At 65.4% G+C, this 23,375-nt stretch carries 21 protein-coding genes; 16 read left to right on the top strand and 5 right to left on the bottom strand.

Annotation, left to right across the window (positions count from 1 at the left end):
- Positions 1-4: 4 nt before the first annotated feature.
- The 9 genes from ctaD (at position 5) to ACODTA_RS22880 (ending at position 7,660) form a co-directional block, all read left to right on the top strand.
- The gene (gene ctaD, locus ACODTA_RS22920) at positions 5-1,687 is read left to right on the top strand and encodes a cytochrome c oxidase subunit I (RefSeq protein ID WP_489068978.1); all 1,683 of its coding nucleotides are present in this window, start codon (positions 5-7) and stop codon (positions 1,685-1,687) included.
- A gap of 169 nt (positions 1,688-1,856) precedes the next feature.
- Complete coding sequence (locus tag ACODTA_RS22915) at positions 1,857-2,762, top strand: heme o synthase (protein ID WP_489068976.1); 906 nt, start codon at positions 1,857-1,859, stop codon at positions 2,760-2,762.
- A complete protein-coding gene (locus ACODTA_RS22910) occupies positions 2,759-2,887 on the top strand; it encodes a hypothetical protein (RefSeq protein WP_489068974.1) in 129 nt (42 codons plus the stop codon). The genes ACODTA_RS22915 and ACODTA_RS22910 overlap by 4 nt, the downstream gene beginning before the upstream one ends.
- Entirely contained in the window at positions 2,884-3,447 is a 564-nt protein-coding gene (locus ACODTA_RS22905) for a cytochrome c oxidase assembly protein (protein WP_489068972.1), read from the top strand. Before ACODTA_RS22910 ends, ACODTA_RS22905 begins: the two co-directional genes overlap by 4 nt.
- A gap of 39 nt (positions 3,448-3,486) precedes the next feature.
- On the top strand, positions 3,487-4,335 hold the full coding sequence (locus ACODTA_RS22900; RefSeq protein ID WP_222992501.1) for a cytochrome c oxidase subunit 3: 849 nt from the start codon (positions 3,487-3,489) through the stop codon (positions 4,333-4,335).
- A gap of 19 nt (positions 4,336-4,354) precedes the next feature.
- Positions 4,355-4,720, top strand: coding sequence for a DUF983 domain-containing protein (locus tag ACODTA_RS22895; RefSeq protein WP_489068969.1), 366 nt, complete (start codon positions 4,355-4,357; stop codon positions 4,718-4,720).
- A complete protein-coding gene (locus ACODTA_RS22890) occupies positions 4,717-5,346 on the top strand; it encodes an SURF1 family protein (RefSeq protein ID WP_489068967.1) in 630 nt (209 codons plus the stop codon). Before ACODTA_RS22895 ends, ACODTA_RS22890 begins: the two co-directional genes overlap by 4 nt.
- A 44-nt stretch (positions 5,347-5,390) precedes the next feature.
- Positions 5,391-6,794: a threonine synthase gene (thrC, locus tag ACODTA_RS22885; protein WP_489068965.1), complete on the top strand. Its 1,404-nt coding sequence runs from the start codon at positions 5,391-5,393 to the stop codon at positions 6,792-6,794.
- Positions 6,791-7,660: a class I SAM-dependent methyltransferase gene (locus tag ACODTA_RS22880; protein ID WP_489068963.1), complete on the top strand. Its 870-nt coding sequence runs from the start codon at positions 6,791-6,793 to the stop codon at positions 7,658-7,660. Before thrC ends, ACODTA_RS22880 begins: the two co-directional genes overlap by 4 nt.
- A gap of 122 nt (positions 7,661-7,782) precedes the next feature.
- Here the strand turns inward: ACODTA_RS22880 and ACODTA_RS22875 are convergent, their stop codons facing one another.
- Both ACODTA_RS22875 and ACODTA_RS22870 read right to left on the bottom strand, forming a co-directional pair.
- Positions 7,783-8,823, bottom strand: a complete 1,041-nt coding sequence (locus ACODTA_RS22875) for a YncE family protein (protein ID WP_489068961.1) — start codon at positions 8,821-8,823, stop codon at positions 7,783-7,785.
- 36 nt (positions 8,824-8,859) lie between these two features.
- Complete coding sequence (locus ACODTA_RS22870; protein WP_489068959.1) at positions 8,860-11,136, bottom strand: TonB-dependent receptor; 2,277 nt, start codon at positions 11,134-11,136, stop codon at positions 8,860-8,862.
- 56 nt (positions 11,137-11,192) lie between these two features.
- On the opposite strand from ACODTA_RS22870, the gene ACODTA_RS22865 reads away from it, so the two are divergent.
- Complete coding sequence (locus tag ACODTA_RS22865) at positions 11,193-11,405, top strand: hypothetical protein (RefSeq protein WP_489068957.1); 213 nt, start codon at positions 11,193-11,195, stop codon at positions 11,403-11,405.
- Positions 11,406-11,601: 196 nt separating this feature from the next.
- A complete protein-coding gene (locus ACODTA_RS22860; RefSeq protein ID WP_489068955.1) occupies positions 11,602-12,603 on the top strand; it encodes an NAD(P)H-quinone oxidoreductase in 1,002 nt (333 codons plus the stop codon).
- Here ACODTA_RS22860 and ACODTA_RS22855 read toward each other — a convergent pair.
- On the bottom strand, positions 12,593-13,942 hold the full coding sequence (locus tag ACODTA_RS22855) for an MFS transporter (protein ID WP_489068953.1): 1,350 nt from the start codon (positions 13,940-13,942) through the stop codon (positions 12,593-12,595). The two genes, ACODTA_RS22860 and ACODTA_RS22855, sit on opposite strands and share 11 nt — an antisense overlap.
- Before the next feature lie 185 nt (positions 13,943-14,127).
- On the opposite strand from ACODTA_RS22855, the gene ACODTA_RS22850 reads away from it, so the two are divergent.
- The 5 genes from ACODTA_RS22850 to ACODTA_RS22830 are packed head-to-tail and all read left to right on the top strand — an operon-like array spanning position 14,128 to position 21,238.
- A complete protein-coding gene (locus ACODTA_RS22850; protein ID WP_489068951.1) occupies positions 14,128-15,057 on the top strand; it encodes an NAD(P)-dependent oxidoreductase in 930 nt (309 codons plus the stop codon).
- Position 15,058: 1 nt separating this feature from the next.
- The gene (locus tag ACODTA_RS22845) at positions 15,059-15,892 is read left to right on the top strand and encodes a class II aldolase/adducin family protein (RefSeq protein WP_489068949.1); all 834 of its coding nucleotides are present in this window, start codon (positions 15,059-15,061) and stop codon (positions 15,890-15,892) included.
- Positions 15,893-15,939: 47 nt separating this feature from the next.
- Positions 15,940-16,806: an enoyl-CoA hydratase gene (locus tag ACODTA_RS22840; protein WP_489068947.1), complete on the top strand. Its 867-nt coding sequence runs from the start codon at positions 15,940-15,942 to the stop codon at positions 16,804-16,806.
- The gene (locus ACODTA_RS22835) at positions 16,803-19,109 is read left to right on the top strand and encodes an acyl-CoA dehydrogenase family protein (RefSeq protein WP_489068945.1); all 2,307 of its coding nucleotides are present in this window, start codon (positions 16,803-16,805) and stop codon (positions 19,107-19,109) included. The genes ACODTA_RS22840 and ACODTA_RS22835 overlap by 4 nt, the downstream gene beginning before the upstream one ends.
- 11 nt (positions 19,110-19,120) lie before the next feature.
- On the top strand, positions 19,121-21,238 hold the full coding sequence (locus ACODTA_RS22830; RefSeq protein WP_489068943.1) for an acetate--CoA ligase family protein: 2,118 nt from the start codon (positions 19,121-19,123) through the stop codon (positions 21,236-21,238).
- A gap of 22 nt (positions 21,239-21,260) precedes the next feature.
- On the opposite strand, the gene ACODTA_RS22825 is transcribed toward ACODTA_RS22830, so the two are convergent.
- Entirely contained in the window at positions 21,261-22,082 is an 822-nt protein-coding gene (locus tag ACODTA_RS22825; protein WP_489068941.1) for an alpha/beta fold hydrolase, read from the bottom strand.
- Positions 22,079-23,281 carry an LLM class flavin-dependent oxidoreductase gene (locus tag ACODTA_RS22820; RefSeq protein ID WP_489068939.1) on the bottom strand — a complete coding sequence of 401 codons (1,203 nt, stop codon included), beginning with the start codon at positions 23,279-23,281 and terminating at the stop codon, positions 22,079-22,081. The genes ACODTA_RS22825 and ACODTA_RS22820 overlap by 4 nt, the downstream gene beginning before the upstream one ends.
- Positions 23,282-23,375: the final 94 nt, after the last annotated feature.

Raw genomic sequence — 23,375 nt, 5'->3', positions numbered from 1 at the left:
ACCCATGACCGATATCGCTGCAACACCTGCCGAGTTTCATGACGCACACGCGCATGATCATCATCACGACGCCGACCATAAGCCGGGCTTCTTCGCCCGCTGGTTCATGTCCACCAACCATAAGGACATCGGCACCCTCTACCTGATCTTCGCGATCATCGCGGGCATCATCGGCGGCGGCATTTCGGGCCTCATGCGCCTCGAACTCGCCGAGCCGGGCGTCCAGTATCTCCAGGCCTGGGCGGCGACGCTCGAAGGCCCGGGCGCCACGGCCGACCAGGCCAACCATCTCTGGAACGTGCTCATCACCGCGCACGGCCTGATCATGGTGTTCTTCATGGTCATGCCAGCCATGATCGGCGGCTTCGGCAACTGGTTCGTCCCGATCATGATCGGCGCGCCGGACATGGCGTTCCCGCGGATGAACAACATCAGCTTCTGGCTGCTCGTTCCCGCGTTCAGCCTCTTGCTCGGCTCGACCTTTGTTTCGGGCGGCACCGGCCTCGGCGCCGGCACCGGCTGGACGGTCTATGCACCGCTCTCCACCTCGGGTTCGGCCGGTCCGGCGGTCGACATGGCGATCCTGTCGCTCCACCTCGCGGGCGCCAGCTCGATCCTGGGCGCGATCAACTTCATCACCACCATCTTCAACATGCGCGCACCCGGCATGACCCTGCACAAGATGCCGCTGTTCGTGTGGTCGGTGCTCGTCACCGCCTTCCTGCTGCTGCTCGCGCTGCCCGTGCTCGCCGCGGCGATCACGATGCTGCTGACCGACCGTAACTTCGGCACCACCTTCTTCGACGCGGCCGGCGGCGGCGATCCGCTGCTCTACCAGCACCTGTTCTGGTTCTTCGGCCACCCCGAAGTGTACATCATGATCCTGCCGGGCTTCGGCATCGTCAGCCAGATCGTCGCGACCTTCTCCAAGAAGCCGGTCTTCGGCTATCTCGGCATGGCCTATGCCATGGTCGCGATCGGCGTGGTCGGCTTCGTCGTGTGGGCGCACCATATGTTCACCGTCGGCCTGACCGTGAACATGAAGATGTACTTCACCGCCGCGACGATGGTGATCGCGGTGCCGACCGGCATCAAGATCTTCTCGTGGATCGCCACCATGTGGGGCGGTTCGCTGAGCTTCAAGACGCCGATGGTGTGGTCGCTGGGCTTCATCTTCATGTTCACCGTCGGTGGCGTCACCGGCGTGCTGCTCGCCAATGGCGGCATCGACAACTACATGCACGACACCTATTACGTCGTCGCGCACTTCCACTATGTGCTCTCGCTGGGCGCCGTGTTCTCGCTCTTCGCCGGCTTCTACTATTGGTTCGCCAAGATGTCGGGCAAGAACTACAACGAGTTCCTGGGCCAGTTGCACTTCTGGCTGTTCTTCATCGGCGTGAACATCCTGTTCTTCCCGATGCACTTCCTGGGCCTTCAGGGCATGCCGCGTCGCTACCCGGACTATCCGGCTGCCTATGAGTACTGGAACCACATCGCCAGCACCTATGGCTACACGCTGATGCTGGCCGGCATGGTGGTGTTCTTCGTGAACGTCATCATCTCGCTCGCCGCGGGCAAGAAAGCCGCCGGCAATCCCTGGGGCGAAGGCGCGACGACGCTGGAATGGACGCTCTCCAGCCCGCCGCCCTACCACCAGTTCGAGACGCTGCCCAAGGTCGACTGACCGCAGCGAAACGGCAAAGAAAGAACGCCCCGATGAAAATCGGGGCGTTTTTTTGTGCGCCGGAATGAAGGCGACCGTTCTCTGGGTGGCCTGGCCCGATGAACCATGACGATCCGAATCGCCTACACCCTTTTCTCCGCGCCGCCTTCGGCCTATAGGCCCGGCTGAAATGACCCCGGCGACTTTGCCCTCCACCTTGATTCCAGCCGACTGGCGGGATTTCCTGGCGCTCACCAAACCCTCGGTGATGCGCCTGGTGGTGTTCACGGGCCTCTGCGGCCTGCTCGTCGCCCCCGGCGGCATTCATCCGGTGCTCGGCTTCACCGCGATTCTCTGCATCGCGCTGGGCGCGGGCGCGGCTGGCGCGCTCAACCAGTGGTACGAGGCGGACGTCGACGCGAAGATGAAGCGGACAGAGCAGCGACCGCTGCCCGCCGGGCGGATGGATCGCCAGTCCGCGCTCCATTTCGGTGTCGGCCTGTCCTTCTTCTCCGTGATCCTGATGGGGGTTGCGACCAACTGGCTCGCCGCCGGCATCCTGGCGGTTTCGATCCTGTTCTACGTCGTCGTCTATACGATGTGGCTGAAGCCACGCACGCCGCAGAATATCGTGATCGGCGGCGCCGCCGGCGCGTTCCCGCCGCTGATCGGCTGGGCCGCCGTCACCGGCGACGTCTCCGCGCTGCCGGCCCTGCTGTTCCTGATCGTCTTCCTGTGGACGCCACCACATTTCTGGGCGCTCGCGCTATGGGTGCGCATCGATTACGCCGCCGCCGGCATTCCGATGCTGCCCGTCGTCGCGGGCGAACGCACCACGCGCCGCCAGATCTTCCTTTACAGCTTGCCGATGGCCGCCGCCGCGATCGCGCCGTGGCCGCTCGGCCTTGCCGGCCCGGTCTACGGCATCTCGGCGATCGCGCTCACCGGCTGGTTCCTGGTCCGCGCCGCGATCGTCGGCTTCCGCCAGAGCACACCCGATGATGCGATGAAGCCCGAAAAGGCGCTGTTCGCATGGTCGATCCTCTATCTTTTCCTCATATTCGGCGCGCTCGTCGCCGACCATTGGCTGTCATGACCCCCGAAGAACAGAATCTCGTCCGCAAGCGCCAGAAGTCGCGCGCGATCGTCATGGGGCTGCTGCTCGTCGGCTTCGTCGTGCTGATCTACGGCATCACCATCGCGAAGCTGGCCGGTTCATGACCGACATGACGGCAGGCACGCTGGAGCGCGGCAAGCGCCGCACGGCCGTTTCGATGGTCATGCTCGTCACAGGCATGGTGTGCCTGGGCTATGCCTCCGTGCCGCTCTATCGCCTGTTCTGCCAAGTCACCGGCTTCGGCGGGACGACGCAGCGCGCAGAGGCCGGCACATTGGTCAAGCCCGTCGCTGGCAAGACGATCTCGATCCGCTTCGACGCGAATCACGCGCCGGCGCTGCCCTGGAGCTTCGAGCCGGAAAAACACGTCGAGACCGTGACGATCGGCGCCAACGAAATGGCGTTCTATTCGGCGAAGAATCTGTCCGACAAGCCGGTGACCGGTATCGCCAGCTACAATGTCAGCCCGACTCAGGCGGGCAAATATTTCACCAAAGTCGAGTGCTTCTGCTTCAGCCAGCAGACGTTGGAGCCGGGCCAGCAGGTGCGCATGCCCGTGATCTTCTTCGTCGATCCGAAGATCCTGGACGATCCGGACGCAAACGATATCAGCGAAATCACCCTCTCCTACACCTTCTTCCCGGTGGACCCGGAAAAAGGTTGAGGTTAGGGAACAGCCAAACAGGGTAAGGGACACGCCAAAATGGCCGGAGCGAAGAACCACGACTATCATATTCTGGCGCCGAGCCCGTGGCCGATCATCGGCTCGTTCTCGGCGCTCGCCATGGCGGCGGGCGGCATCATGTGGATGCACGACGTCGCGGGCGGCGGCTGGGTGTTCCTGGCCGGCCTGGCGGGCGTGCTCTTCACGATGTTCTCCTGGTGGTCCGATGTGATCAAGGAAGCCAATTCGGGCGATCACACGCCCGTCGTGCAGCTTCACCTGCGCTACGGCATGATCATGTTCATCGCCTCCGAAGTGATGTTCTTCGTCGGCTGGTTCTGGGCCTGGTTCGACTTTTCGCTCTTCCCCCGCCCCATCCAATATGTCGAAGGCGCGGTTGAAGTCATGGCGACCGGGATTGGCCAGTGGCCGCCCAAGGGCCTGGAAGTCCTGAACGCCTTCGAACTGCCCCTGCTCAACACGCTGATCCTGCTCTGCTCGGGCTGCACCGTCACCTGGGCGCACCACGCGCTGATCCATGGCGATCGCGAAGGCCTGAAGAAGGGCCTGTGGCTCACCATCCTGCTCGGCGCGCTGTTCTCCGCCATCCAGGCCTATGAATATGCGCATGCGCCGTTCGGTTTCGGCGGCAGCACCTACAGCTCGGCCTTCTACATGGCGACGGGTTTCCACGGCTTCCACGTGCTGATCGGCACGATCTTCCTGATCGTCTGCCTCGTCCGCGCCTATCGCGGCGATTTCACGCCCCGCCAGCATTTCGGCTTCGAAGCCGCCGCCTGGTACTGGCACTTCGTCGACGTAGTGTGGCTGTTCCTCTTCGTCGCCGTCTATGTCTGGGGCGGCTGGGGCGCGCCGGTTCACGGCTGACCTGATTGAAGTACCTCCAATGACCCATCAGGCCCCCGATGTCGCGCACGCCGCGCTCGGGGGCCTTTGTCCGCGCTGCGGCGCGAAGACCTTGTTTTCAGGCTGGGTGAAATTCGCGCCCGCCTGCGGGAACTGCGGCCTCGACCTCGCCCAGTTCAATGTCGGCGACGGGCCGGCAGCTTTTCTCATCATGATCGTCGGTGCGATCGTCACGATCGGCGCCGTCGTCCTCCAGCTTTCCGTCGAACCACCCTTCTGGCTGCATATCCTGATCTGGGTGCCGCTGACTCTGGCGCTGGTGATCGGCCTGCTCCGTATCGCCAAGGGCGCGCTCGTCTTGCTCGAATATCGCAGTCGCGCACGTGAAGGCCGGCTGGTCGAATGAAACGCTGGCCCATCATCCCGACGATCATCGTCGCGGCCGCGATCCTCGTCATGATCGCGCTCGGCATCTGGCAGTTGCGGCGCGCCGACGAGAAGAACGCGCTGATAGCGGTCTATGCCGCGAATCAGAAACAGGGTGAGATCGCCTATCCCGCGCTGGCGCCGATCCCCGAATATGCGCTGTTCAGGCCTTCGTCCGCCAACTGCCTGGAAGTGACCGGCTGGCGTAAGGAGGCGGGCCGCAGCGCCGATGGCCAATCCGGATACCGTTTCATCGCCGAATGCCGCACCGGCGCGGAAGGGCCCGGCCTGCTCGCGGATATGGGCGTGGGCCGCGATCCGCAGGCGGTGCCGGAATGGGCCGGAGGCATGGTGCATGGGCGAATCGCCACCGAGCCTCAGCATGGCAGCCTGATCGGCCAATTGGCAGGCAATGCGCCTCCGCCCCGCCCCATGCTGATCGCTACCGAAGCGGCGCCCGGCCTCAGCCCGAGCGCACCGCCGTCGATCGAGGACGTTCCGAACAATCATCTGGCCTATGCGGTCCAGTGGTTCCTGTTCGCGGGGATCGCGGGAATCATCTATTGGCTGGCACTGAAACGGCGCGGGCGCGTCCAAACGCCCTGAGTTCGGTTGCGCGCCCGCGCGCGCGCCGCTAAGGCCGCGCGGTCATGCGATATGTCAGCACCAGGGGGAGCGCACCTGCGCTCGATTTCGAGAGCGTCACGCTCGCCGGGCTCGCCACGGACGGGGGACTCTACGTCCCGGAAAAATGGCCATCGCTGTCGCATGAGGAGATCGCCGGCATGGCCGGGCTCTCCTATGTCGAAACCGCCGTGCGCGTCATGACGCCCTTTGTCGGCGACGCGCTGGACGAAGATGCTCTGCGCGCGCTCTGCACCCAGGCCTATGGCCGGTTCGAGCATGACGCGGTCACGCCGCTCGTCCAGCTCGATCACCGCCATTGGCTGCTCGAACTGTTCCACGGCCCGACGCTTGCCTTCAAGGACGTTGCCCTCCAGTTGCTCGGCCTGCTGTTCGAGCGTTTCCTGAGCAATCGCGACACGCACCTGACGGTCGTCGGCGCGACATCGGGCGATACCGGCTCGGCGGCGATCGACGCACTCGCCGGCCGGGCGAAGGTCGACATCTTCATGCTCCATCCCGATGGCCGCGTGTCCGATGTCCAGCGCCGCCAGATGACGACGGTGCTCGCGCCCAACGTCCACAACATCGCGATACAGGGCGATTTCGATCAGGCCCAGGCGATGGTGAAGGCGATGTTCGCCGATCCCGCCTTCTCGGGCCGCTTCGCGCTCTCGGCGGTCAATTCGATCAACTGGGCGCGGCTGATGGCGCAGGTGGTCTATTATTTCTACGCTGCCGTGCGCCTGGGCGCACCGCACCGCCCGGTCGCCTTCTCGGTGCCGACCGGCAATTTCGGCGACGTCTTCGCCGGTTATGTCGCGGCGAAGATGGGCCTGCCGGTGGCGCGGCTGATCGTCGCCACCAACATCAACGACATCCTGCATCGCGCACTCTCCGCCGGCGATTATTCGCAGGGCACTGTGGTGCCGACGGCGACGCCGTCGATGGACATCCAGGTCAGCTCCAACTTCGAACGGCTGTTGTTCGACCTGAACGGTCGCGACGCCTTCCAGCTCGCCGAATCGATGCGCGAATTCGAAACCAATCGCGCGATCTCGCTGACCACACGCCAGCGCGAGGGTGCAAACGCACTCTTCACAAGCGCGCGCGTCGATGGTGACGATATGCAGATGGCGATGCGCTGGGCCTGCGAACGGGCCGGCCAGGTGATCGATCCGCACAGCGCAATCGGCCTCGCCGCCGCCGCGCGCGCCGAGGATCTGGGCGCGGGCGTACCGATCGTTACGCTCGCGACCGCGCATCCGGCCAAATTCCCCGATGCGGTCGAACGCGCGACGGGCGCCCGCCCGGCCCTGCCACCGCGCGTCGCCAATCTGTTCGAACGCGAGGAGCGCTATACGGTGCTGCCGGCGACGCTCGACGCGGTCACCGCCTATATCGCAGAGCGCGCGACACCGCGGGGATGACGCTCGAAACCCTGATCGCGGAACCCTGGGCCGATTACGGGCTGATCGACTGCGGTCATGGCCGCAAGCTGGAACGCTACGGCCGCTATCGCTTCATCCGGCCTGAGCCGCAGGCGATGTGGGCACCGGCATCCGACGATTGGGACGCGCACGGCGAATTCGTGCCCGGATCCGACGAGGATGGCGGCGGGCGCTGGGAATTCGCCAAGCCGGTTCCGCGCGAGGGCTGGCCGCTCGCCTGGGACGAGGTTCGCTTCACCGCGCATTGCACGCCGTTCCGCCACCTCGGCTTCTTCCCGGACATGAGCCCGGTCTGGTCGTGGATGCGCGACCAGACCGGCGATCTGCCCAACCCCGCGATCATGAACCTGTTCGGCTATACCGGTGTCGGCACACTCGCCATGGCCGCGCGCGGCGGCGAGATGGTGCATGTTGATGCGTCGAAGAAATCGGTCGAGGCGGGCCGACGCAACGCGACGCTGTCCGGCCTGGCGGATCGCCCGGTGCGCTGGATCATCGACGACGCCGCCAAGTTCACCGCACGCGAGGTGCGGCGCGGCCGCCGCTATGACGGCATCCTGCTCGATCCGCCCAAATATGGCCGCGGCCCCGAAGGCGAAGTCTGGAAGCTGGAAGAAGGGCTGCCCGGCCTGATCGGCGACTGCAGCAAGCTGCTCGATGCCGAATCGCGCTTCTGCTTCCTCACCGTCTATGCCGTGCGCATGTCCGCGCTCGCGATCGGCGAACTGATGCGTCAGGCCATGGCTGGCCTGCCCGGCAAGGTCGAGGCCGGCGAACTCGCGGTGCGCGAAGAGCGTCGCGGATTGCTGCTGCCCACCGCGATCTGGGCGCGCTGGTCGCGGTAATCGGCGGCCTCAGTCTCAGCGCCAGAGCGATTTCCAGTTCGATGGAATCGTCGAACGACTCGGAAATCGCGGTAAAATAGAAAACCTAGAGCATGTGATCCGCTTCCAGTGGATCACATGCTCTAAGGCACGTCGATCACGCTCAGCCGCTGCGGCAAGGTGCCCGCCGGAACTTTCCTGATCTCCTTCAACCCGTCGAGATCGACGACGGAGATGCTGTTCGATTTGCGGTTGCTGACGAAGGCCACCTTCGAATCGGCACGGACCGCGATCCAGTTGGGATCCTCGCCGACCGGCACGGTGCCGCGCAGCTTGAGATCGGGCAGGCTGTAGACCGCGACATAATTGCCGGTCGATGCCGCGGCGACGATCGCGCTGCCGTCGGGCGTGATCGCCAGCCCGTGGTCGACGGTATGCGGATAGGCCTCCGGAGCCGGCACGCTGGCGGGCAGCTTCGGCAGCTCGACGACCTTTTCGAGCGCGCCGGTCGCGAGATCGCGCACCTCGAAGCCGTGGAAGCGCGAGAGCTGGTAATAGACCTTGCCGCGTTTATCGAACTGGAAGGGGCGCACACCTTCCCGCGTATTGATCGTACGGACGACATCGCCGCTGGCCGCGTCGTAGACAAGCATCGCATCGATGAACATGTTGCCGACCACAAGATGCTTGCCGTCCGGCGTCATCTTCGCGCCGTGATTGCCCATCACGCTGAACAGGCGCTTCAGGATACGCCCGGTTCGCGTGTCGAGCACGACGATCCAGCTCCGGTCGGCGAGCGTCACATAGAGTTCGCGGCCATTGCTGTTGACCGCCATGTGATTGGGCAGGCCGTCGACGAAGGTTTCCCAGACCAGCTTGTTCGTCGCGGTATCGATGCCATGGACGAGACCGCCTTCGCCCACGGTGCTCCCCAACGGACTGTTGTTGGACAGCATGACGTTGGTGAATGCCATCGTTCCGTCGGGCAGCCCCACGACATCGTCGGTATAGCCGCCGATCGGAATCCGGGTGACCGGCTCGAACGTGTTGGCATCGATCACGACGACTTCTTCGGACTTGCTGGCCTGCACATAGACCAGTTCTCGCGCGCTGCCGGCGCTCGCCATGAAAGGCGCCATCGCCAGGGCGAGCAACGTCGCGCATCGGCGTCCACAGAACCTCATGCTTCCCTCCGTCTTATTGTCCTGTCGTCGCGGCGCTCAGAATTCGTAGCGCGCGGAAATGCCCATGGTGCGCGGGGCGCCGATGGTCTTCACCGTGTATCCCAGGCCGGCACCCGCAACCGACACGCCGCTGGTATAATATTTCTTGTCGGCGATGTTGCGGACCCAGACGCCCAGATCGAGCGGCTGGCCGAAGGGTTGGCGCCATTCCAGCCGCGCATTCATCGTCGTGTATCCGGGATTGATGCCTTCAGGCAGGATATTGTCGTCGGACAACTGGGTCTTCGACTGGCTGTAGACATCGAACTGCGCCGTCGCCTCACCGGCGTTGCCGCCAAGTTCATGGCGCAGCAGGATGCTGCCGCCGCCCGAATGCTTGGGCGTGTTGGCGAACATGAAGCCCGATCGATCCTGCACGCCGCCGCCCACGATCGGCACCAGCCAGCTCTTATATTTGGCGTCGGCCAGGCTGTAATAGCCCCGGATCTGAATCGCGCGGATCGGCGACCAGAGGACATCCGCCTCGAAGCCGCGCACTCGCGCCGACGCCGCGTTGACGACGCGCGTGATGAGAATGGTCGAACTGCCGGTCGAGACCGTCTGGGTCTGCGTCCGCTGGATGTCCTCATAATCCTGATGGAAGAACGCCAGATTGGTGCGCAGCGTGCCGCCGCCGATGTGCCAGTCCGCCTTCAGGCCGATTTCATAGTCGGTGACGAATTCGGGTTCGAACGGCGCGAACTGCGCGGGGATGTTCGCGCGCTGGTTGACGCCGCCCGACCGGTAACCCTTGCGGCTCGCCACATAGAGCAGGTGATCGGGGCTGATCTGCCAATCCAGGCCCAAGGTCCAGGTCGGCGCGTCGGCCTTGTAACCGGCCTCGCGAACGCAGGGGGAAAGCGGGGTGCCGCCGACATCGGCGGTCAGCAGCGCACAATTGCCGTTGTTGAACGACGTGCGCGCGATCTCCCGCTGATCCCAGGTATAGCGCAGGCCCGCCGTCGCGGAGAGCCCGTCCAGCCCCGGTATCTTCAACGTCGCCTGCGCGAAGAGCGACTGGCTCTCGTTCTTGACGCGGCCGATGCTCTGCGCGTTCTGGATGAAGGTGGGGCGGTAATCGAGCAGCGTGTTCTGCCGTTCGGTGCCCTTCTCCATGAACAGATAGCCGCCGCCGATCCACTCCAGCGCGCCACCGAACGACGATCCGCTGATCTGCAATTCGTTGCTGTACTGGTTGCCGCGCAGGTTGACGGTACCGTTATACTGGTTCTGCGTGGTGCCGTCATAATCGAAGGCGGTCGTCGAGCGGACCCGGCGATATCCGAATATGTTCTTGATCGTGACATCGTCCAGATCGAACGCGGTGGTGTTGGCGATGGTGAGCGTTTTCACGTCGGTGCTGTCCGCGGGTATGGCGGTGCGCACCGAATGGAAGGGTTCGGTCCGGCTCGACGCGAGTTCGCCCAGCGCGAGCTGGCCGAGCGTGGTCGACGACAGCGTCGAACGCGCATTGAAGAGCTTGAAGGCGGTGCCGTTTTCGCTGGCCGCGAAATTGGTCACGAACAGCGTATTGGTCAGCCGGTCGCTGAGCTTCGCCTTGATGCCGAGGCGCAGCGAATAATTGTCGGCATCGTCATAGCGAATGCCGGTACCGATGCCCCGCGTATAACCGCGATGCGCATAGGTGCGGCCCGACAGACGGATCTGGATGGCATCGCTCAGCGGGACGTTCACCGCCCCTTCGAAAGAGCGCAGTCCGTAATCGCCCAGTTCGGTCGCGACATAGCCCTCGAACGAGTCCGTCGGCGCCTGGGGCACGATCAGGATCGCACCGCCCGTCGAATTGCGGCCGAACAATGTGCCCTGCGGGCCTTTCAGCACCTGCACCGAAGCCAGATCGTACATCGCGCCATTAAGACCGTGCGCTCGCGCCTGGATGACATCGGCGAAATAGACCGCGACCGACGGATCCTGCGAGAAGAGCGGCTCGAATTGCGATTGGGCGCGGATCACGAAGCGCGGGATGTTCGCGCTGAAGGCGCTCGGCAGCACCTGCAGCGACGGCACCGTGCGGGTGAGGTCGGACAATGACACGACCGACTGTCGCGCGAGATCCGCGCCGGCGATCGCGGTGACCGCGACCGGTACGTTCTGAAGCTGCTCTTCCTTGCGCCGCGCGACGACGACAATTTCCTCGAAGCCCGGAGCGCGTTCCTCAGCGGCGGTTTCGCTCTGTGCGGCGGCGCCCCCCTCCTGCGCATGCGCCGTCGCGGCGGCGAACAGCGCGCCCGGACAGACCGACGCAGACAGCATGAAACGAACGACCGGGTGCTGGATGAAGCATGTCATGAAATCTGATCCCCCGAAATGTGAAGCTGACGGCCGGCAAGGAAGCCCGCGAGCAGGCAAGCCGGCGACACGGCGACAGAGAAACGCGAGACGGGCGACAGGCATCGACGCAAGCCGAAACCGGCGGCGTGAACCATGTTCGGATGATCCATGACACCCTCCCTATTCGCGGCCTCTCTGGGCTGCTCGAGACTCAATATGACCAATATGATATCAATCGTCAACCAGGATAACGATTCTTCCGGCAACCATGCTCATGCCATAATCCCGCGTATTTCTAGATAATATGTATTAGTATCATATACTTATCTCTATTTTTAGAATCGGCGCCATGCAAGTTTTTTGCTCGCCACTGATATTTAATCGTATTGCTGGTTTACGATCTCGACGCGACACGATAGGTCGCCGCCGCAACGAGGGAGACAGGAATTGCGGGAATTGCCCAAGACCATGCGCGCGATCGAGATCGTCGCCCATGGCGCGCCCGAGATGCTACAGCCGACCGAACGCCCCTGCCCCCGGCCCGGATCCGGCGAGTTGCTGATCGAAGTCGCGGCCGCGGGCGTCAACCGGCCGGACGTGTTGCAGCGGGAAGGGAATTATCCGCCGCCGCCCGGTGCGAGCGACCTGCCGGGGCTGGAAGTCGCGGGAATCGTGCGCGCTTGCGGCGACGGCGTTTCCCCGTCCTGGCTCGGCCAGACCGTGTGCGCACTGGTGCCCGGCGGCGGCTATGCCGAATATTGCGTCGCGGCACCCGCGCTGTGCCTGCCCGGTATTGCGGGATTCAGCGTCGCGGAAATGGCGGCGATCCCTGAAAACTGGTTCACCGCCTATGACCATGTCGTACGTGGCTGCGGGCTGGCTAAGGGCGAGAGCCTGCTGGTGCATGGCGGCACGAGCGGCGTGGGCATCGCCGCGATCCAGCTCGGGCTGGCAACGGGCGCGCGCGTCTTCGCGACCGCCGGCAGCGACGCCAAGACCGCCTGGCTTGAGCGCATCGGTTGCGCGCAGGCCGTCAATTACCGCGAGACGGATTTCGTGTCGGCGCTGCGACAGGCCACCGATGATGCCGGCATCGATGTGATCATCGACATGGTCGCCGGGCCCTATCTTGCGCGCAATATCGATCTGCTGGCCCAGCGCGGGCGCATTTCACTGATCGGCGGGATTGGCGGCGTGGTCGCCGACGGGATCTCGATCGCACCGATCATGCTCAAACAGGCGATGGTGACGGGCAATGTGCTGCGCACCCGCCCCGCCGCCTACAAGGCGGAACTCGCCGCCTCGCTTCACCGCGCGGTCTGGCCGCTGTTCGAGCGCGGCGACGCGCGCCCGGTGATCGATCGCAGCTTCCCGCTCGACCGCGCCGCCGACGCACACCGGCTGATGGAAAGCTCAACGCATATCGGCAAGATCATCCTCACGCCCTGATCGCCTCCACAGCGACACCGGCCTCTTCGTCCAGCGCCGCGAGATACGCCTTGCGGCCGGACATCAGCAGGAAGATCGCGATCGTCAGGACGACGCCGCCCACCAGCGCGATCGATTTGCCGACGGCCAGCGGATCGCCGAAAAGACGGTCGGTCGCCAGCGCGATCAGCAAGGGACCGACACCCAGGCCGACGGCATTGTTCACGATCAGATAGACCGCCGAGACGCGCCCCCTGAACCTGCCCGGCGTCATGAGTTGCAGCGACGCCGCGGTGATGCCGCTCCACACCGCGCCGAACAGCGCGAACAGCAACACGCCGGCGATGACGAGCGCATGCGACGTCGCAAGCCCCATGGTCACGCCGGCGACGCCAAGGCCGAGCCCGATGATCGGCCCCAGGACAAAAGGCGCGTCACGACGCCCCTTGCTCACCAGCCGATCGTTGAAAGCGCCCCAGAAGAGCGTTCCCGAAGCGCCGAGAATGATCGTGCCCAGGCCGATGAGCAGGCCGACCTGATGCACCGGGAAGCCGTGACTGCGCATCAGATAGGTCGGAAGCCAGGCGCCGGCGCCATAGCCGAACAGGGAGAACAGCCCGAAACCGCCCATCAACGCCAGATAGGCATGACGGCGCCGCGACAATTGCCGCCACAGACCGCCAGCCTCGACAGCGGCTACGGGAGCACGGCGCGACGGCTCGCGCACCGCCATCATCAGCGCGGCGAGCAGCAGCCCCGGAAGCCCCACGCTGACGAACACCACCTGCCAGGGGCGCAGCACGCCGAGCAGCGGCACCGCCACCTCCCCCACCGACATCGAGGCTTCGATGACATAGCCGCCGATAATCGACGCTAGCCCGCTGCCGAAGACGACGCCAAGGCCGAAGACGGACATCGCGCGCGACAAATGGCTGGCGCGGAAATAATCGGTGATCATCGAATAGGCGCCCGGCCCCAGCGTCGCCTCCCCCACGCCCACGCCCATGCGCATCAGGAACAATTGTGCGTAGCTGGATGACAGCCCGCACCCGGCGGTGAAGAGCGACCAGGCGGCGACCCCGGTCGCGATCACGCCCTTGCGCGAGACGCGATCGACCAGCGCGCCCATCGGCAACCCCATCAAGGCGAAGAAGATGGCGAAGGCCGGACCGAGCAACAGGCTCATCTGCGTGTCGCTGAGCGCCAGATCCCGCTGGATCGGCACCACCATCAGCGCGATGATCTGCCGATCGATGAACGAGCAGGCATAAAGCGCACTCAGGACGCCGACCGCGAACCATCCCTGCGACGCACGCGGATAATCTTCAGCCCTTTGCACACCGGTTGACGCTTCTTCCATGCCCCATGGCTCCTCTGCCCAGACGCGTCATGGCTGACCAGATCGGCCATTTCCCGCACATCATGTACTGACACTAGAAGAAAATTTCGGCGATCAAAACCACCAAATGGCTACCCGGTTGACCCTTGCCAAGAACGACTTCAATATCTATTCGCAGCCACCAATCGGATCGAAAGGCAACTGGGTTGACGATAGATATCGCGACATTGGGCTTCTGGATGCACGACGAGGTCGCGGCACTGCTGGGCGACGGATTCCGCCTGCACAAGCTGTGGAACGCGAGCGATCTCGACGCCGCCGGCCCCGCGCTGGACGGGATGCGCGCCATTCTGACCTATGCCGGCGCCCAGCCCGTCGGCCGCGCATTGCTGGATCGCCTGCCCGCGCTGGAACTGATCGTCGTCATGGGTGCGGGGATCGACGCGATCGACGTCCAGGCGACCTCGGAACGCGGCATCACCGTCCTCAACACGCCCGGCACCAATGCCGACGACGTCGCCGAGCTGGCGATCGGCCTGATGATCGCGGCGGGCCGAGGCATCGTTTCGGCCGACGCCGCGATGCGCGCGGGCGACTGGATCAACCGCACCAGCGATCGATTGAGCGGGCGGTCGATCGGGCTTCTCGGCATGGGCAATATCGGCAGGGCGATCGCACGCCGCGCCGCCGCCTTCGACATGCCGGTGCATTACCACGCACGCACGCCGCAGCCCGATCTGCCCTATGATTTCCATGCCGAGCCCGGCGCGCTCACACGGGCGGTCGACGTGCTTGTCGTGGCCGCCCCCGCGACACCCGAAACATATCATGTCGTCGACGACGCGATGCTGACGGCGCTGGGCCCCAGGGGCATATTGGTCAATATCGCGCGCGGCTCGCTGGTGGACGAGGATGCGTTGCTCGCGGCGCTTTCCGAAGGACGGCTCGGCGCGGCGGGCCTCGACGTGTTCGAGCATGAGCCCGTTTATGCCCCCGCATTCCGGACGCTGCCGAACGTCGTGCTGAGCCCGCACAATGGCGCCAACACCTTCCAGGCGTTCGCCGCGACCCGGACGCTCGCCACCGCGCTGATGCGCGCGCATTTCGAGCAGGAAATAATCGAGGGAGAGGTGTGAGATGACCCTGACCGCCGTTGCGCCCGTCGAGCGCCACAACATCAAGATCGAAAGCATCCCGATCGGCGACCCGGAAAGCTTCGTCACGCCACAGCGCCAGAGCGTCGAGGAGGAACGGCTTTCGCGCAAGCAGCGCCTGGCCGCCGCCTATCGCATTTTCGGCCGCTTTCGGTTCGACATGGGCGGCGCCGGCCACATCACCGTGCGCGATCCCGAGCATCTCGATCATTTCTGGGTCAACCCGTTCGGCGTGCATTTCACCAAGATCCGCGTATCGGATCTGATGCTCGTCAATCATACGGGCGAAATCGTGACCCCGCCGGCACGGGTGAAACCATGGCTCAACCAGGCGGCGTTCGCGATCCATTCGCGCCTGCACGCCATGCGCCCGGACATTACCGCCGCCGCGCATTCCCACTCGCTCTACGGCAAGGCCTTCGCGTCGCTCGGCCGCCTGCTCGACCCGATCAGCCAGGATTCCGCGGCATTTTTCGAAGCGCATGCGCTCTACGACGAATTCACCGGCGTGGTGTTCGACACCAGCGAAGGCGAACGGATCGGCACGGCGCTGGGCCGGCACAATGCCGCCATCCTGCAGAATCACGGGCTGCTCACCGTCGGCCAGTCGGTGGAGGCGGCGACCTGGCGCTATCTGGCGATGGAGAATGCCTGCCAGACGCAATTGCTGGCGGAAGCCGCCGGCACGCCCATCAAGATGTCGCCGGAGATCGCCCGCCACACCCGCGATCAGCTTGGCGGCGAATGCGGCGCCTATTGCGGCTTCCAGCCCTATTGGGAGCAGATCACCGCCGAGGAGCCCGACCTGCTGGATTGAGCGCACCGATCAGGGACGAACGCCAAACAAAAGAACAGGGAGAGATCATGCCGGACGCCACATCCCCGCTTGTCCTGTACGACGACGAAACACCGGGCGTCGCCCGGATCAGGCTCAACCGCCCGGAACAGCGCAATGCGCAGGACTTCCCTCTGCTCTACGCGCTCAACGACGCATTCGATCGCGCGATCGCGGATGAAACGGTGCGCTGCATCATCCTGGGTGGCGAGGGCCGCGATTTCTCGGCCGGCCACGACCTCAAGGGTGCAGGCATGGCGCTCGGCCGGGATCGCCCCGCGACCGGCCATTGGGGCGGCTTCGACGAAGCCGGCGCGCATGGCTGGTATGCGAGCGAACAGGAGATCTATCTCGGCCTCACCAAGCGCTGGCGCAATCTGGCCAAACCCACCATCGCCGCGGTCAGGGGCAATTGCCTCGGCGCCGGGCTCGCGCTCGCCTGGGCCTGCGACCTGATCGTCGCCGCCGACGATGCGCGCTTCGCCGATCCTGTCGTCACCTTCGGCATGATGGGCATCGAATGGTTCGCCCATCCCTGGGAACTGGGCCCGCGCAAGGCCAAGGAACATCTGTTCACCTCCGATTCCTGGGATGCGCAGGAGGCGTGGCGGCTGGGCATGGTGAACCATGTCGTTCCCGTCGAAACGCTCGACGCCTTCGTGCTCGACATGGCCTCCAGGATCGCCGCCAAACCGGCCTTCGCGCTCAAGCTGGCGAAGGAAGCGGTCAATCGCTGCGTCGATACCGGGCAGCAGGCCACCGCGATCGACTCCGTCTTCGCGCTCCATCACCTGTGCCACCAGCACAACCAGCTCCTGTTCGGCCAGCTCATGGACCCGACCAACGCGCCGTCCTTCCTGCGCAAACCCACCGGCCAGGGCCAATCCGGCCGATGAGACTGGAGACGACGCCCGAACAACGGATGCTGGAAGACAGCATCCGTCGGCTCCTTGATGATTACGATGATCCGGCCGCGCGCCCAGCACCGGGCGAATTTCGACCGGACCTGTGGAGCGCGCTGGCGGAGCTCGGCATTCTCGGCATCGGGATCGCCGGCGAACATGGCGGCAGCGAGGGCGGATGCGACGAGATCGCGATCGTGGCGCGATTGCTGGGTAAGGCGCAGGTCCGCGCGCCGTTCGTGGAAACCGTCATCACCTGTGGCGGACTGATCGACCGGATCGGGACCGACACGCAACGCGAGACGCTCATACCGGCGCTTGTGGCCGGAAAGACCGTGATGGCGCTGGCGACGGGAGCGATCGACGCGCACCCTGCCGGCGACGGCGCGGTCCGGATCACGGGCGCGGCACGACTCGTCCCTGCCGGGGGATGGGCGGACATGTTCCTGGTGGCCGCCCGGGAAGCGGATGGAACGACCGCCATCTATCTCACCGGCCGCGACCAACCGGGCCTGTCGCTCTCCCCGGTGGCGACGATCGACGGGCGCCTTTCGGCCGATCTCGATTTCGATCTTCCGCTCGCCGCCGGCCATCGGCTGGGAACGGGTGACGCCGCCGGAATCCTCGCCCGCATCGCCGATCGCACCATCGCAGCACAGGCCGCCATGATATCGGGCGCGATCGACGCGATGCTCGACGCGACCCTGCAACACAGCCGTATCCGGGAACAGTTCGGCCGGCCGATCGGCGCCTTCCAGACGGTGCAGCACCGTATCGCACGCATGGCGGTGCTCGCCCAGGAAGCGCGCGCGGCCGCCGCCCTCGCGGCCGTGGGAGAGCGCGAACGCCCGGCATTCCGCGCACGCGCGATTGCCAGCGCCGTGCTCAGGGTGGCGGCGGTCGGCGATCATGTCGCGCGCGAGGCGGTGCACCTCCATGGCGCGCTCGGCATGACCGAGGCGCTCGGCATCGGCAGGCATTTGAAGGCGGTGTTCGCCTTCGCGCATATGCACGATCTGCGCGGCAGGCGACGCATGCTGGCGACCGCGATGCGCGACGCGGATACCGCACGCGCGCCCCTCGCCCAGCCCCCCGACCCGGACGATGACGGCATCGGCAGGACGCTCGCGCTTTCCCGCGACGAAGACCTGTTTCGCGCCGGCATCGCCGATTTCCTCGAAGACGCCCTTGATGCGGACACGAAGCGCGGCGCCAGGCTGACCGTGGGCGTATTCGCCGAACCGGCGGTGGCGCAGCCCTGGCATGCGACACTGTTCGAACGCGGCTGGATCGCACCCTATCTTCCCGCCGAAGCCGGCGGCACCGGCTGGAGCCCACTCCAGGCCTATCTGTTCGAGAGCGAATATGGCCGCGCCGGCGCGCCGCCCTTGCAGTTGCAGGGCATTCGCATGCTTGCGCCCGTGCTGCTCCGCTTCGGCACCGATGAGCAACAGCGCCGCCATCTGCCCGGCATATTTTCGGGCAAGGACATATGGTGCCAGGGCTATTCGGAGCCGGGCGCGGGATCGGACCTTGCCGCGCTGCGCACGACGGCGGTGCGTGACGGCGATCATTATGTCGTCAACGGATCGAAGATCTGGACCACCCAGGCCCAGCATGCGAACCGGATGTTCGCGCTTGTGCGCACCGCAAGCACGGGGCGGCGGCAGGACGGCATCAGCTTCCTGCTGATCGACATGGCCACCCCCGGCATCACCGTCAGGCCGATCGAGACGATCCCCGGCGAGCATGAGGTGAACGAGGTCTTTTTCGACGATGTCCGCGTGCCCGTCACCAACCGAGTCGGCGAAGAGCATCACGGCTGGGCTTGCGCCAAATTCCTGCTCGAGCACGAACGCGGCGGCAGCGTGGTCGCGCCGTCGCTGCGCGGCTATCTGGCCGGGGCGCTCGAATGCGTCGACGGTGATGCGTTCGATGATCGCATCGCCGATATCGCGGCCGCGATCGACGCGATCGAGATGCTGGAACTGCTCGCGATTGCCCAGCCCGAGGACGGGCTGGAGCCCGGCCTGTCGGCTTCCGCCCGCAAATTGCGGATGGCGGAGATCCGGCAGCAGATCGGCGCGCTCGCCTGCGATGCCCTTGGCCCGGACGCATTGCGCTGGCCGCTCGCCCGGCCACTGCACGAACAGCCGGCCAGCGATCCGATAGCGGAACGCCGGCGCGCGGCGGTGCCGATCGCGCTCAACGACCTCGCTTATTCGATTTTCGCCGGATCGAACGAGATCCAGCTTTCCATTCTTGCGCGCGGCATCGGGATGCCCGACCCGCGATGAGGGGCACGACCATGCCGGACGATTCCACGAGCACACGCGACCTTTCGGCCCTGCTCGATCCGAAAAGCATCGCGATTGTCGGCGCTTCACCCAATCCCCTGCGCATCGGCGGTATTCCGCTCGCCAACCTGCTGGCGCGAGGTTTTCCGGCGGACCGGATCCTGCCGGTCAATCCCAATCATGGCGAGATCCAGGGGCTGTGCTGCTACGCCGATATCGATGCCCTGCCATGGGCGCCCGACCTGGCGATCGTGGCGGTCGCCGCCGACGCGGCGCTCGACGCGCTCGACGCGCTCGATCGGCTGGGCGCCCGCGCCGCGATCCTGTTCGCCGCCGGCTTCGGCGAGGATCCGACCCCGGAAGGCCTGGCGCGCGATGCGAAGCTGAAGGCCTTCATCGCCGGCAGCGCGATGGCGATCGCCGGGCCGAACACGATCGGCATCGGCAATATCGCGACCGGGACCACCGCGTCCTTCCTCACCACATTGGGCGAGCCCCTGCCTGCCGGGCCACTCGCGCTGATCGGGCAGAGCGGCAACAGCGTGAGCATGATGGCCAGCGACGCGCGCGATTTCGGGATCGGCATGTCCTATTTCGTTTCGACCGGAAACGAGGCGGGCGTCGATTTCGCCGCCTATCTCGATCATTTCGCGGCCGATCCCGCGACCGGGGCCGTGCTCGGCTATTGCGAACAGGTGCGCGACGGCGCCGCGTTCATGAACGCCGCCCTCCGCCTCCGCGACGCCGGCAAGCCGTTGTTCCTCGCCAAGGTCGGACGATCGGAGAAGGGACGCGAAGCGACGATATCGCACACCGGGGCGATGGCGGGGGACGCGATCGTGACCCAGGCCGCGTTCCGCCAGCTCGGCATCGGCATGGGCCGCGATCCGGCCGAAGTCATGGATCTCGCCCGGCTGTGGAACACCGGCGCCCGCCCGGTCCGGCCCGGCGTCTGCATCGTCTCGCTGTCGGGCGCCGGCTGCGCCTTTCTTTCGGACATGTTCGACGATGCCGGCGTCCCCGTCCCGACCCTGCCCGATACGGTGCAGGCGCGATTGCGCACCGCCATTCCCAGCTATGGCATGGTCAGCAATCCCGTCGATCTGACCGGCAATGTCATCAACGACATGAATCATCTGCGCACGGTTCTGGACGCACTGATCGAATCCGACGCGATCGATTGCATCCTGATCTACATCATGGGCTCGCTGCTCGATGCGGCCGCGCCGATCCTGCTCGAGATCCGCCAGCGCACGGACAAGCTCATCGTCGCGCTCGATCCGTCGCATGCGCGCTCGGCAACGTCCTTGCGCGCCGCCGGAGTCGAGGTGTTCGCCGACGCGCTCCGCGCCGTTTCCGGCATCGCCGCCTATCTTCGCTGGGCGCAGGACATGGCGGACGGCCAGTGGCGACCGGCCGCACGACGCGCGATCGCGCGCCCGGACTGGCTTGAAGGCCTCCATGCAGGCGGCAGGCGGAGCCTCACCGAAGTGGAAGGCAAGAAATGGCTCGCCGAAGCCGGCATCCCGACCGTCGACGAGGTCGAGGCGGCGGACGAAGCGGCGGCACTCACCGCCGCCGAAGCGCTCGGCTATCCGGTAGTGATCAAGCTCTCCAGCCCGGACGTGGCACACAAGACCGAGATTGGCGGCGTCGCGCTCGACATCCGCGATGCCGACCAGCTTCGAACGGCATTCCGGTCGATCATCGCACGCGCGACCGCCGAACGGCCCGATGCGGAGATCAGGGGCGTCGTGGTGCAGAAACAACTTGCCGGGCAGGACATGCTGATCGGCATCACCCGCGATCCGACTTTCGGACCGGTGATGACATTGGGGCTGGGCGGCGTGCTGACCGAGCTCTATCGCGACATCGCCGTGCGCCTGCTGCCGGTGGATCGCCGGACGGCCAGGGCGATGCTGGAAGAACTCACCTGCGCGCCGTTGCTGACGGGCTTTCGCGGCCGGCCCATGGCCGATATCGACGCGCTGGCGGACGCGATGGCAGCAATTTCGGACCTGGCGCTCGCAACCCCGTATATCGCCGAACTGGAAGTCAATCCGATGATCGTGCGTCCCGCAGGCGAAGGCTGTTTCGCGGTCGATGCGCTCGTGCGATTAGCCGGTTGAACGGTCCTGCGGCCGATCCCCGCTATCGCGACAGAAATTCGAGCGCGGCCGCGTTCACCGTTTCCGGCCGCTCGGTCATCGGCCAATGGCCGACCCCTGAATAGACGATCACGGTCGCGTCGCTGCAACCGGTCGCGAATTTCAGCGCGCCCGAAACCGGGCAGATGCCATCCGCCGCGCCCCAGATCACAAGAACCGGCAGGTTCAGCGCACCGAGGCGGGCGGTGAGATCGGGCAATCGCATCGTGCCCAGCACTTCGGGCGGCTGCGTGCGTGCCACCAGCGTGCGCGCGGCCACAGCCCCGTCGCTGACGGCCGACGGGTCGGTGACGAAGCTTTCGAGCATGGTCCGCATGCGGGCTTCGTCCATCGCGCCCGGCTGCGGAGCCAGCATGCGCTGCACCATCGGCTGCGCGAAATAGGTTTCCCGGCTTTCGAGCGCGCCGGGCGCGATCAGCACGGCACGCGACACCAGATCGGGATAGCGCAGCGCCGCATCGATCGAGACCGCCCCACCAAGCGAATTGCCCAGGAAAGCGGCGCGGGCGATGCCGGCACGCGCCAGCGCCTCGACAAGGGTGTCGGTGAAGCGCTCGAGCGGATAGCCCTGATCGTCGACCGGTTTGCCGGAGGCGCCGAAACCGATCAGGTCCGGCACGACCACCCGGTATCCGGCATCGACAAATGCGTCGATATTGGCATGAAAATGCACCGGCCCACTGGCGCCGAGCCCCGCCCCGTGCACCATGACGACGGGTGTGCCCTGGCCGAATTCGGCCAGGCGGATATGCCCGCCGCCGTCGAGAGGCACGTCGCCAACACGCGGCTCGGCGCGAATCCTCATCGCGATGCGAGCTCGGCGGCCTTGCGCTGCTGTTCCCACAGCGCGAATTCCTGCGCCACGCCCTTGTCGCGCTCTTCCATGCCGCTCAGATGATTGGCTTCCGCCCAATCCCAGGACCGGCTGCGCGCGTCGTTCATGCGCTGGATATGCGGGATCACATATTCGGCGATCAGCTCATAGTGCCGCTTGGTCGCCGGATAGTCGGCCCAGTTGTGCGCACAATCGAGAATGGCGCCGAAGCCGCCGTTCGACTGTTCCCACAATTTGTCGATGCGCGCGATCAGATCGTCGGGCGTGCCGATCACGGTATGCTGCGCGATCATCGCGTCGATCTGTTCGTCCAGCGTCGCCGCATGCGCGCCGGGCTTGGCCACCGGGAAGGTCGCGACGCGCTGGAAATAATCCAGCCACTGGCCCAGCCCGTGGCGCACATTGGCACGCGCCTGCTCGCGCGTTTCGGCGATGTGGAAGTTCCCGACCACGCGCCAGTCGGCGCGGTTGATCATCTGGCCGTTCTGCCGCGCCGCATCGTTCCAGATGTCATAGGCGGCCTGGAGCGCATTGAACGCCGCGTCGGAAGAGGTGGTGGCCGAAAGCAGCCCCAGGCCATAGGTGCCCGCGATGCGCGGGCCGCCCGGCGACACCGCCGACGACATGAAGATCTGCGGGTGCGGCCGGGTATAGGGCAGGATGTGGCAGCGCGCGTCCTTGAGCTCCCAATGATCGGTCTTCATCGACACCGTCTCGCCGCGCAGCAGCGGCAGCAGCGCATCGAAGCCCTGCATCACATTGGTGCGCAATTCGGTCTGCGCCCGGCCGATCATATGCACGTCGGAGGGCAGGGCGCCGGGTCCGAAGCCGAACATGACGCGGCCGCGCGTCTGGTGATCGAGCTGGATGATGCGATCCGCCGTCATCAGCGGATTGTGATAGGGCAGAGAGATCACGCCGGTTCCGAAGCGGATATGCTTGGTGCGTTCGGCGGCGGCGGCGATGAAGATCTCGGGCGAGGCGATCACTTCGACGCCGGCGGAATGATGCTCGCCGATCCACGCCTCGTCATAACCCAGCCGATCGAGATGTTCGACAAGGTCGAGATCGCGATGGAGCGCCAGATGGACGCTCTTGTTCAGATTGGCGTGATAAGGCGCCATGAACGCACCGAACCGCAGACCCTGTTTTTCCAACACCTCGCGCATCGCGCCACTCTCCCATGACGCCGGACGCTCCTCGACGCCGGCACGGGAAAACTATGTCCGCACGCATCAATCGTCAACCCGGTTTATCTATCGC

This window comes from Sphingomonas sp. FG14 (genome assembly GCF_057809675.1).
This window is presented reverse-complemented; position numbering and strand designations above follow the sequence as displayed.